Here is an 11,509-nt window from a genome sequence, read left to right on the forward strand (position 1 = left end):
CAATTGGATATCATTGATGGATATGAATCTTGTCCTTTAGAATGGCGTACAAACGCAAAAGTAGAGGATTGGATCCGTAGTTTCCATGATGCGGAATTTGTCATTACTGACTCTTTCCATGGAACAGTATTTTCTATTATATTCAATAAACCCTTTTATGTTCTTTTAAATTATAACAGAGGGGCTGTTAGGTTTAAGTCCATTCTTAATATATTTAACCTTTCAGACAGAATTATTACATCAAAGGAAGAATTAACAAAAGAAAAACTAGAGAAAAAAATAGACTGGGAAGCCGTAAATAAAACTTTAACCGTTAATCAAAAGCATTCAATGTCTTTCTTAAAGGAAAATTTGATAGATCAATGGACTCTCAAATTAGGCAAAACAGCTAATACTCAACTTTAAAAAGTAGCAATAGCTATTTAATTAAATCAATAGTTTGATGTAAACGATTATAATGTGGTTTCTTAATTACTGGCACCTAAACCATTTATGACCATACTTTATCAGTCATGTGCATCATAGAAGAATTAAAATAGAAGCTTAATTATTTAATCTCGGGGATTATGTAATAACCTGAGTTCAACTTACATTCATGAAAAAATTGTCATTCTGAGAATTAACATTTTAAAATGCAGAAATCAAAATGACAGTATTCAATGCCACACCCCAACCATGCCCAATCTTGTGCTAGCTAGGAGCAGCCGCTGGAGAGGCACTCTGGATGTTAATGAGTTAGCTTTTTATGCTTTTAGCCTTCATTAAGCTCAATGATGAAAACGGCTTTTCACTCATGCATTTGCAGTTGTTAAATATTGCTACCCAACATTTCAAATTAACCAGGCATCCTAATTAAAGATCTTGTTAAATATCAACTGTCAAAATTTTGGAATTTACCATCTTTTTAAAATCGACAGATTGATGCATAAGGTATTCAAAATTGCCATGATTTAAGATTTGACCATCTTTGAGCAAATAGATGATGTCTGAATTTTTATGGTTGAAAGCCTATGGGCAATAACGATAATCGTATATTCTCCTCTTAATTGATCAAAATATTCTTGTATTTCTTTTTCCGTCTCTAGGTCTAGGGCAGATGTCGCTTCATCCAACACCAGTAGATCCACCTCCTTGTAAGTTCCCTTGCAATCGCAATCCTTGCTTTGTCCTCCGGATATTGTAATATACCGGCATTCCCCAGGGGAGCATCTTCCTTCTCTGCTAAAGCCTTCTAGAAATGTCAATAGTGAAGCTTTTTTTAAGGCGTTCTTGAATTTTATGAGATTTTCAGGTGTCTTTTCTGCCCAAGTGGTCGCATTGTTAAACAAGGTATCGTTAAAGATGACCGGCTCTTGGGTAATGTAACCAATTTTGGATTGGTACTCATTCATATTGAGCTCACTTTGTTCTATCCCATTGATCCGAAATGATCCTTTCTCAATGGGAAGCAAGCCCGTGATTATATTGATTAAGGTGGTTTTACCACTTCCACTTGGCCACTAGAGCAGTCGATTTTGTTCTTTGTTATTTCCAGATTGATGTTTTTCAGTAGGGGTTGCTGTCCATAGGAAAATTTCGCATCTATGAGTTCTATACTTTCTATCGTTTCTATCACCTCTCCACTATTGTAGTCCACCCTGTTGCTGTTCATGTCATGAAGAAATCCCTGAAAATTCTCCTAATGAACCTGAAACATTTAAGAAGGTATTCCAGTAATTCTGGTAAACAATGATAGCGTTCAAGGCTCGGTAAAAGAAAAGAAGGCTGAGAATTATCGGACCTATATTGGTGCTGAAATAGAAAATCTGAATAAATATGATCCCTACCACCACAAATATCGACATCGGCTCCTTGGTCGCTATCAGGAGGGAGTTAAAAAAACCGATCGCACGGTTGCCTTGAGCTAACGATGGTTTTTGAGTTTTCACCAAACTTACTCGCCTGACCAGTCGCTCGAAGGTATTTGAAGTTATTGATCTGCTGCATTGCAAGCCATGAAAATATGGCCATCTGCGGTTATTTTTCTAAACGCGTGAGGTTTGTTTGGTTTTCCTATACAGCTTGGTATAAAAGAAATTGGAAATCCCTCCCCCAATCCCTACCAAAGAGCAAATTGTGGGTTGGAGAGAAAAGCAGGAGTAATGTAAACAACGATAGCCATTAAGATTGCACACCGGCCATATAATTCTAAAAAGCCCCATTGACCCGGTCACTTCTCCGCTAAGTGTATTCTGGATTTTGCCTGAATCAACCTTAACAAAGTATTTGTAATTGACGCTGAAATGCTCTCCACACCTGCAAAACGAATCTTTTTGATAAAGGTGGTCATCAATATGACTCCGAAGTAAGATTCCGCAAAACAAGTAAGCCTTTCATCCCAAAGAAAAATAGGATCATCAATAATACAGTCGTCAGTGTTAGCGGCAAACCAACAGCATTCAAGGTCTCCAGCAGGTATTTAAGGTTACCTATGTTCTGTTCATTGGGTTGGAAATCCGTGGATCCATCAACCATCTACAAGGGATAAACATAGCCGGAAAACCTAAGCCATCCATCAGCCCAACAGTGAAGCTGAGAATCAAGGCTAGGAAAATCTTATTCCCTAAATACAAATGAAAAAAACGAAAATCAGAAAACGATTTATTCAAGTAACTCTTCACCTTCTTAGCAATCATCATTGATAGTAGTTAAAATGTTAATCTAAGATTTAAAGAGGTTAATTTTCATTGAAATCCATCAATATTAGCTCTCCTAAATTAAGGATAAAAGTCAAAATGAATAAACTTGCAAAAAACCACATCCACCTAAAAAAACAAACCTGTTATCTGAAGATGATAGATTCACCTAACAGATAACAGGTCTAATATATGAATGTTAATTTGAAAATCAGTTTTTCACTAATTTCATAACCTTACGTTGTCGATCAGCTAAAACAGAAATCAAATATATCCCAGGCTTAATACTTGAAAGATTCAAAGTAGTCATCCCATCATAATTTTCCAATACATTTGAAAAGAGGGTATTTCCGTTTAAGTCTGATAGAGAAACCTGAACCATATCATCAGAAACATTCCCTAGTTTTAAGTTAACTATATCCTGAGAGGGATTAGGAAACATGGAAACAGTCAACTCTTTTTCACCACTCCTAAAATTTGCTAAAACTTCAGATACTTCATTTAATTTAGTAGGTTCCACTACTTGAGTTTCTTCCATTAGTGTATTTTTAAGATCAGTATTTAATTCCCCAGTTGTTTGAAATGTCCATACTGAAGAATACTCCCCCCATACACCCCCATTCTGGGCTCTAACTCTCCAAAAATATTCCGTTCCATTTTCCAATCCCACCAACTCGAATTGGTTGGTTTTGATAGCCTCAGACTTAATCAAATCACTACCACTGAAATCAGCATTCTTAGAAATTTCTAATTCATAAAGGTCAGCACTGGTTTCATCAATCCACAAAAATTGAATAGCATTTTGTGAAACCGTATCCGTATTGATTGGACTTATTAAATTGGGACTAGTGTTTGCTAATCGTAAATTCTCACCGGAAATAGTAAACTGAACATTTAAGACTTCTCCCTTTTGTCCGCCATTATTCTTTTCGCTATACGGAATGGCTGTTAAAGAATAATTACCCGCAGGTAAATTTAACCCTTCTTTATACAGTAACTCAAACTCAGCACCATTATCTGTACGAGATGAATAAATAGGTCCTGACAAAACGAAAAATACACTTTTCACTTCCATTGAAGAAATTGTGGCCCTAAAGTTTAAATCCAATTTGCTAGCTTGGTTGATATTAATCACTTCACCATCCGTAATTGTATGGATCGCCTTATCGGTACCAAGGTCAATCATCTGGATGTTTTTGATTTCTAAGGAAGTGGTTACATCTGCTACATCTATTTTAATGGAAGAACTAACTCCAGTATCCAAATTCTTCGCTGTAACATAAGCTTCACCAGGTTTCAAGGCAACGATTTTTCCTACCGAATTTACAGAAACGATTTCTTCATTAGATGAGCTCCAATTTATGGATTGTTCCATGGAAGCATCTTCAGAAACTAAAGTAGAAAGTGATAATTTATTCCCAACCTCTAAGGTGATAGCAATTTTCATCGTAGCCTCAGTTAGCTCATCCACTGGAATGCTTTCAGTATAAAAAGACCATGCTTCAGACCAAGTACTTTGCCCTGCTTCTCCTGTGGATCTTACTTCCAAAAATACGCTGTACCTTCTTCAAGACCGGATTTCGCCCATTCAGTTCCTTCTATGTCTTGTTCTGATATTACTGATTTAGTAAATGTACTATCAGTTGCCAATTCACCATATGTTTTAGCCAGGTCAACTTTTCCTCAAGTTATCACAACTTCTGTAGGAAATTTCTACACTTTCATTGGAAGGGCTTATCATTTGAGGTGCTCTGGAATCACTGGTTTTGGTGCTACAATAGAGAAACTTATCGTATGGGTTGATCCTCTTATCTCCTCCCTCTCTTTCTCTTACTGTATAAGGTGTCGCCGATAACTTGTAATCACCTTTCCAATAACGAAAGCCCTTTGTTACTTAACAACTCATAAGCAAAACCATTGTCGGTACGAGAAGAACTAACCGACCTTCCAAAGAAAAGACACACTGCCTGAACAGTGTTTCTGGTGAAGTAAGGCTCTGAAATTCACACTTAAACCTTCAATCTCACTGAGTTCCAGTTGATCTCCATCTGAGATTTTCCCCTAACTCTTTATTTGTACTTGCATCCACCATCACAAAGCTCTGAACTGATAATTCTACTTCTTTTGCACTGACAGTCACTTTTGTTTCGGCTGTAAAACCACCATCTTCAGTTTTTGCAATGATGCTGGCTGTTCCCTCACCAACTGCGGTAACTTTTCCATTCTCATCTACCATTTGCAATACTTGCATCAGAGGTCGCCCAAAATACTTTTATTGTCTTCGCATTGGAAAGGAGAAATAGATGCCTTCAGAATTGATGTACTATCTATTTCCAATTGAAGCGTTGAAGAATTTATTTCTAAACCAGTTACCGAAATAATCTCCGGAACGGGTAACAAAGTTTCAAAAGAAAAATACTTCAGACCAAGTACTTTGCCCTGCTTCTCCTGTGATCTTACTCCAAAAATACGCTGTACCTTCTTCAAGACCGGATTTCGCCCATTCAGTTCCTTCTATACCTTGTTCTGATATTACTGATTTAGTAAATGTACTATCAGTTGCCACCTGTAACTCATATGTTTTAGCCAGGTCAACTTTTCCCCAAGTTAATACAACTTCTGTAGGAATTTCTACACTTTCATTGGAAGGACTTATCATTTGAGGTGCTCCTAGAATCACTGGTTTTGGTGCTACAATAGAGAAAACTTATCAAGTGGTTGATCCTTTATCTCCTCCCTTTTCTCTTACTGTATAAGGTGTCGCCGATAACTTGTAATCACCTTCCAAATAACGAAAGCCCTTTGTTACTTAACAACTCATAAGCAAAACCATTGTCGGTACGAGAAGAACTAACCGGACCTTCCAAAGAAAAGGACACACTACCTATTGTTTCCGGTGAAGTAAGGGCTCTGAAATTCACACTTAAACCTTCAATCTCAATAAGTTCCAGTTGATCTCCATCTGAGATTTCCCTAACTCTTTATTAGTACTTGCATCCACCATCACAAAGCTCTGAACTGATAATTCTACTTCTTTTGCACTGACAGTCACTTTTGTTTCGGCTGTAAAACCACCATCTTCAGTTTTTGCAATGATGCTGGCTGTTCCCTCACCAACTGCGGTAACTTTTCCATTTCATCTACATTTGCAATACTTGCATCAGAGGTCGCCCAAAATACTTTTTTATTGTCTGCATTGAAAGGAGAAATTGATGCCTTCAGAATTGATGTACTATCTATTTCCAATTGAAGCGTTGAAGAATTTATTTCTAAACCAGTTACCGAAATAACTTCCGGAACGGGTAACAAAGTTTCAAAAGAACATACTAGACCAAGCACTTTGCCCTGCTTCTCCTGTGGATCTTACTCTCCAAAAATACGCTGTACCTTCTTCAAGGCCACTAATTGACCAGCCGGTTCCTTCAATACCTTGTTTAATAATTGTTGAATCAGTAAATGCACTATCAGTTGCCACCTGTAACTCATATGTTTTAGCCAGGTCAACTTTTCCCCAAGTTAATACAACTTCTGTAGGAATTTCTACACTTTCATTGGAAGGACTTATCATTTGAGGTGCTCCTAGAATCACTGGTTTTGTGCTACAATAGAGAACAATCGTATTGATCCTTTATCTCCTCCCTTTTCTTACTGCAAGGTGTCGCCGATAGTTTGTAATCACCTTCCAATAACCTAAGCCTTTATTACTTAACAACTCATAAGCAAAACTTCATTGTCTGTACGAGAAGAACTAACCTGGACCTTCCAAAGAAAAGGATACACTGCCTATTGTTTCCGGTGAAGTAAGGGCTCTGAAAATTCACACTTAAACCTTCAATCTCACTGAGTTCCAGTTGATCTCCATCTGAGATTTCCCCAACTCTTTATTAGTACTTGCATCCACCATCACAAAGCTCTGAACTGATAATTCTGCCTTTGCACTGACAGTCACTTTTGTTTCGGCTGTAAAACCGCCATTTTCAGATTTTGCAATGATGCTGGCTGTTCCCTCACCAACTGCGTATAACTTTTCCATTCTCATCTACATTTGCAATACTTGCATCAGAGGTCGCCCAGAATAATTTTTTATTATCTGCATTAGTAGGGAAAACTGTAGCCTTTAGAATTGAGGTGCTATCTTGTTCCAGTTGAAGCGTTGAATAATCTAAATCCAAAGCTGTAACTGCCACCACTTCTTTATTGGTTAAGAAAGACCAAGGTTCAGAAAAATCACTAGCCCCGCTATTGTTCATTGCCTTTACTCTCCAAAAATATGTTTTCCCCGCGCTGAGTTCATCCACCTCAGTATGGTCGGAAGATACTCCTTCTAAAACAACATGCTTTTCACTAAAATCCTTATCCTCCGAAACCTGTATCTCAAATTCTTCAGTATTTTCAGGAGCACTCCATTGAAGGCTTACTTTCGATACAACACCATTGGACCCATTATCCGGGCTTATAGGTGTCGGACTTGCAGGAATGGCCAATTTAACTTCCTCTACAAGCTCAAATTCAATAGCTAATTCCTTACCTTCAACACCACCTTTATCCCTTTCTGAATAAGGAGTGGCTTGAAGTAAATATTTTCCTGGGCTAAGTTGAAGTCCTTCTTTATTTAATAAATCATAGGAAGAACCATTATCAGTCCTAGCAGAGCTAACAGGTCCTGACAATGATATGGACACACTGCCTAACACCGTAGGACTTGTAATCGCCCGAAAATTCAGGCTCATATCTTTAAATTTATCATAATCCAATTGATCCCCGTCAGACAAAGTTTGAATATTGTTGTTTGTACTTGCATCTACCAGGGCAAAACTTCCAATACTTAGTTGTTGAGCGTCGTCAGAAACTGTAACGGAGGTTTTTGAGGAAAAATTACCATCCTCTGTTTTAACTGTGATAACTGCATCACCAGCCTTTACTGCAGTAACTTCACCTGCACTATTGACTGTTGCTACACTGGTATTGGAGGATGACCAGCTTACATTTTTATTATCTGCATCTGCAGGGGATATATTTGCGCTAATCTTTATTTTATCATCTTTCTGTAGGGTAATCTCATTGGGTGTAGAAGAAATGCCGGTAACCGGAATTGGTGTGTAAGTGCTTTTCGTAGAAGTAATCATGTCATTAAGAGAGGCATTTTCTCCCCTATTCGCACATTATCAAAATAAGTAACCCTTAAATTGATATCTGTAGACTTTTTCCCCCAGGTAGATTTATAAATCCCTATTTTCCATCGGGTATGTTTACCATCACTGTATAGGTTGGGACCTTTATGGGTAGCAAATTTTTCACCGTTTTTCCATACCTCTACTAAGCCATCTGAATCCTTGGAATGAACCACATGGAAAACAAATTCATTCCATTCATCTTTTGGAACATCTCCGAATTCCAAATAAGTGAATTTCACAGAAGTTCCTTCTGTTCTCCCCACCCTCAATCTTAATTTACCATTTTTAACCCTCAATGATAAAGGAGGGGTACCATTACTTGCATGCCATTGTGAAATAATTTCATCATCATTATCTGTTTTCCAGCCATAGGAAGGAAAATATACAGCAAATGAATACCACATTTCGCTGCTTTCTGCCTCTCCAAATAGAACTTCGGATCTGGGCCCTCCATTTTTAGTAACCATGGGGTCTCCATACTGTAATTCAAATTTACCTATATAATCACCATCAAACACCGGGTCTTTAACAACCTTGAAAGAGTGATCTTCAGCAAATTGTTGGTAGGCATAAGAATCACCTGTCCAAGCATCCCCATTTTCAAAAGTTTCTTCCACGGTAAGGTTTTTCGAACTGAAACCTTCCTGAAATGCAATTGCCACATTGACGTTTAAAAAGTAGGGAAGACCTACTAACAATAAAAATAAGCCATAGGCTTTAGCAGTTTTAATTATGACATTTTCCATATCCACAACACTTTAAATAATTGAAAAGTATTCCGAAACAGAAGATTGAGAATGGCTGACCCCTAAAAACTAAAGACATAGAAATTCCATTGACCAACACCCTAGATGTTGACCTAAATAATTAATAACAAGTCAGATTAATTAAATCGTCCTTGTCAAATATTTAGAGAAATTTGGGTAACTAAATCTTAAATATTCAGAAATCAACAACTCATTACTTTTTGTTTCGAACAGTAATTTTATCATTGATTTTGAACAAATATTATCCTTAAAAATTAGAATAAAAAATTTTTAATGTACAAGGCATTTTGGTTAATTTAAAATACAATTTTAGCAAAGTAAATATTATACTAAATTCATTTTTCTTGATTTTCAACAAATTCATTTTGCTATAAAATCTCTGTAATTAAATTAATAAATACATTATATTTAACATATATATAACTAATAATACTAATTAAAAAAATCGAGCAAATTTATAGCAAACCTAACCCTGAAAGACAGGCGAAATCAAGTGTGTCTTAAACACTTATTATAAGCACTACCAGCATCAGGAAGTTGGAGAAAAATCAAGGTTGTATTTGTCAAAAATAGAAGTATCGATTAAATCACTTAGTCCCTTTTATCACTAACAAATACGGATATAAAGCCTTTAATAAGGTTTTTATTCCACTCAAAATAGAAATTCCAGAAAGAAAACCCAATTAACCAATCACAATATTCCACTACTGAACAAGCGTTAATTATGCCAAAATATTGCGATCAAGCACCGAGAAATGATTGAAAAACAACCACAACAAAGACAAGAATTACGCACCACTTAAATGCGTTTCCCAACAATATTTTAGAAGTATATAACATCAAAATTTCAACTACAACTTAATTTCCTAATTCAATTTATATAAGATATATATTGAATAGATAAATAAATTTATATATAAATTTATCTTATTCACATATGACATATCGCATTTGGTATTTTTACACCTACTCTTTTGATTTACATACATCCAAAAATGCGCAATAAACTAGATATCATAATAAGTTTTCTTGTTTTCAAAATACATTAATATGGACCCATGTTTATGGAGTTATTTCTAAAGTTTTGACTGATTGGCACAGGAACCACTTTAGTCATGAAAAAGAAAATAATTATTGAAGATTAAGTACCTGAAATTCATTAAACGAGTTAATTTTCAAACAGGAAGATACCTAAACATGGGATCTACCTATGGCTGTGCCTACAATTCAACTAGGCAATATTTTTTCACTCATCTATTAATTGTGCAACTTTGAGTCCTCCGAAATCCTCAAAAGACCTAAAATTGATTTTTCAATTAAATTCAACATATTTGTTGTCCAACTAATATCAATAGTAAAATGCTGAAATCGATTATCGCAGGCGCCGGGCATTGCTTGCCGGAAAGAGTCGTAACAAACGATGACCTTTCTAAAATGATGAATACCAATGATGAGTGGATTGTAGAGAGAACTGGTATTCGAGAGAGAAGGTGGTTTACACCTGGTGTAGACACTGTTACAAGCTTGGCAAAAAATGCTTCTATTATGGCCATTCAAAACGCCGGAATTGAAACCAAAGCTATTGATTTTATCATCTTTGCCACTGTTACTCCAGATTATTTTATTCCTGGAAATGGAGTATTACTACAAAGGGAACTTGGTTTACAAGGTATCGGTGCATTGGATGTGAGAAATGCTTGCTCAGGTTTTATTTATGCCCTCTCCATTGCTGATCAATTTATTAAGACTGGCATGTATAAAAATATTCTTGTTGTAGGGGCAGAAATACAGTCTTCAGCATTAAGTAAAAATGATGAAGGAAGGTCCAGTGCAGTCATCTTTGCTGATGGTGCCGGAGCAGTAGTTTGTAGTGCTACGGAGGATGAAAACAGAGGTATCCTTTCCACACACTTGCATGCAGATGGAGATTATGCAGAGGAATTATACGTAAAAGACCCCGGAAGTAGCAGAGAGGTTAGACTTTCTACCCCGTTAATCGAAAGTGGCTCCTTCAACTTATCAATGAATGGAAATACAGTTTTTAAGCATGCGGTATTAAGGTTTAAAGAGGTGATTGAGGAAGCGTTAAATGCCAACAACTACCAAAGCACTGATATTGATTTGCTAATACCTCACCAGGCAAACTTGAGAATTAGTCAATATATTCAAGATAAAATGGGATTAAGCGATGCGCAAGTCTTTAATAACATCATGCATTATGGAAATACTACTGCCGCCACTATTCCAATCGCTATTAGCGAAGTTATGCAGCAAGGAAAAGTTAATTCCGGTGATCTGGTTTGTTTGGCAGCCTTTGGCAGTGGCTTTTCGTGGGCATCAGCCCTGATCAAATGGTAAACGAAAATGACGATATTGATTCAATTTCCACTTTAATAAAAATCACTCAAGAACGGGAGTTGTTTGAAAAGATAAGCCGTGCAAAAAGAGATTTTATTCATATATTTTCTCTGGTAGGAAACAGCATTGCTTATGATAAAATTGAGAATATCCATGGTCCACACAAAGGCATAAAAATAAGCCAAGGCAATGAACTGCAAAGTTGCCCCTATCAGGTTCTAGACATTGTTAGGGACTTTGACCTCAACACCGGATTAAATATAAGGGTCCTATATTGGTGGGGACGAGGAGCCTATTTACTTGTCTTTTACGGTACAAACCATCCATTGCTGGCAAACCAAAGTAAACTATTCAAATGGTTAAAGGTAAAATCTTTTGATTTGTGTAATACGGGACTTTGGGACTACCAAGGAATAATCGACCAAAAAAAAATAATTTCAAACAATAGTTTAACATTAGAACTGATGAAAAACCACCTTGAGGGGAATTGTCATTTCAAATAATTAAACCGATCTCATTCGAAAACTATAACTCT

The 11,509-nt window shown here is 36.4% G+C and carries 15 protein-coding genes; 3 read left to right on the forward strand and 12 right to left on the reverse strand.

Annotated elements, in window-relative coordinates:
* The first annotated feature begins 3 nt into the window (after positions 1 to 3).
* Positions 4 to 405, forward strand: a complete 402-nt coding sequence (locus tag WG932_RS14440) for a polysaccharide pyruvyl transferase family protein (protein WP_483088422.1) — start codon at positions 4 to 6, stop codon at positions 403 to 405.
* A 545-nt stretch (positions 406 to 950) separates the two neighbouring features.
* Here WG932_RS14440 and WG932_RS14445 read toward each other — a convergent pair.
* The 12 genes from WG932_RS14445 to WG932_RS14500 all read right to left on the reverse strand — a co-directional run bounded on the left by WG932_RS14445 (position 951) and on the right by WG932_RS14500 (position 8,595).
* Complete coding sequence (locus tag WG932_RS14445) at positions 951 to 1,451, reverse strand: hypothetical protein (protein WP_483088423.1); 501 nt, start codon at positions 1,449 to 1,451, stop codon at positions 951 to 953.
* Between the two features lie 17 nt (positions 1,452 to 1,468).
* Positions 1,469 to 1,651 carry a hypothetical protein gene (locus WG932_RS14450; RefSeq protein ID WP_483088424.1) on the reverse strand — a complete coding sequence of 61 codons (183 nt, stop codon included), beginning with the start codon at positions 1,649 to 1,651 and terminating at the stop codon, positions 1,469 to 1,471.
* A gap of 1,235 nt (positions 1,652 to 2,886) precedes the next feature.
* The gene (locus WG932_RS14455) at positions 2,887 to 4,224 is read right to left on the reverse strand and encodes a T9SS type A sorting domain-containing protein (protein ID WP_483088425.1); all 1,338 of its coding nucleotides are present in this window, start codon (positions 4,222 to 4,224) and stop codon (positions 2,887 to 2,889) included.
* A gap of 474 nt (positions 4,225 to 4,698) precedes the next feature.
* Positions 4,699 to 4,926, reverse strand: coding sequence for a hypothetical protein (locus WG932_RS14460; protein ID WP_483088426.1), 228 nt, complete (start codon positions 4,924 to 4,926; stop codon positions 4,699 to 4,701).
* A gap of 153 nt (positions 4,927 to 5,079) precedes the next feature.
* Positions 5,080 to 5,355: a hypothetical protein gene (locus WG932_RS14465; RefSeq protein ID WP_483088427.1), complete on the reverse strand. Its 276-nt coding sequence runs from the start codon at positions 5,353 to 5,355 to the stop codon at positions 5,080 to 5,082.
* 97 nt (positions 5,356 to 5,452) lie between these two features.
* Positions 5,453 to 5,596 (reverse strand): hypothetical protein, encoded by a 144-nt coding sequence (locus WG932_RS14470; protein ID WP_483088428.1) that lies wholly within the window; start codon positions 5,594 to 5,596, stop codon positions 5,453 to 5,455.
* Between the two features lie 2 nt (positions 5,597 to 5,598).
* A complete protein-coding gene (locus tag WG932_RS14475) occupies positions 5,599 to 5,727 on the reverse strand; it encodes a hypothetical protein (protein WP_483088429.1) in 129 nt (42 codons plus the stop codon).
* The gene (locus WG932_RS14480; RefSeq protein ID WP_483088430.1) at positions 5,724 to 6,014 is read right to left on the reverse strand and encodes an Ig-like domain-containing protein; all 291 of its coding nucleotides are present in this window, start codon (positions 6,012 to 6,014) and stop codon (positions 5,724 to 5,726) included. Before WG932_RS14480 ends, WG932_RS14475 begins: the two co-directional genes overlap by 4 nt.
* The gene (locus WG932_RS14485; protein ID WP_483088431.1) at positions 5,989 to 6,264 is read right to left on the reverse strand and encodes a fibronectin type III domain-containing protein; all 276 of its coding nucleotides are present in this window, start codon (positions 6,262 to 6,264) and stop codon (positions 5,989 to 5,991) included. Before WG932_RS14485 ends, WG932_RS14480 begins: the two co-directional genes overlap by 26 nt.
* Positions 6,265 to 6,498: 234 nt before the next feature.
* Positions 6,499 to 6,708, reverse strand: a complete 210-nt coding sequence (locus tag WG932_RS14490; RefSeq protein ID WP_483088432.1) for a hypothetical protein — start codon at positions 6,706 to 6,708, stop codon at positions 6,499 to 6,501.
* Positions 6,683 to 7,801, reverse strand: a complete 1,119-nt coding sequence (locus WG932_RS14495) for an Ig-like domain-containing protein (protein ID WP_483088433.1) — start codon at positions 7,799 to 7,801, stop codon at positions 6,683 to 6,685. Before WG932_RS14495 ends, WG932_RS14490 begins: the two co-directional genes overlap by 26 nt.
* Positions 7,798 to 8,595 carry a polysaccharide lyase family 20 protein gene (locus tag WG932_RS14500; protein WP_483088434.1) on the reverse strand — a complete coding sequence of 266 codons (798 nt, stop codon included), beginning with the start codon at positions 8,593 to 8,595 and terminating at the stop codon, positions 7,798 to 7,800. The genes WG932_RS14495 and WG932_RS14500 overlap by 4 nt, the downstream gene beginning before the upstream one ends.
* A 1,380-nt stretch (positions 8,596 to 9,975) precedes the next feature.
* On the opposite strand from WG932_RS14500, the gene WG932_RS14505 reads away from it, so the two are divergent.
* Positions 9,976 to 10,974: a 3-oxoacyl-ACP synthase III family protein gene (locus WG932_RS14505; protein ID WP_014018808.1), complete on the forward strand. Its 999-nt coding sequence runs from the start codon at positions 9,976 to 9,978 to the stop codon at positions 10,972 to 10,974.
* Positions 10,968 to 11,477, forward strand: a complete 510-nt coding sequence (locus WG932_RS14510; RefSeq protein ID WP_483088435.1) for a hypothetical protein — start codon at positions 10,968 to 10,970, stop codon at positions 11,475 to 11,477. The genes WG932_RS14505 and WG932_RS14510 overlap by 7 nt, the downstream gene beginning before the upstream one ends.
* Positions 11,478 to 11,509: the final 32 nt, after the last annotated feature.

It is taken from the genome of Cyclobacterium sp. SOCE241, assembly GCF_056867545.1.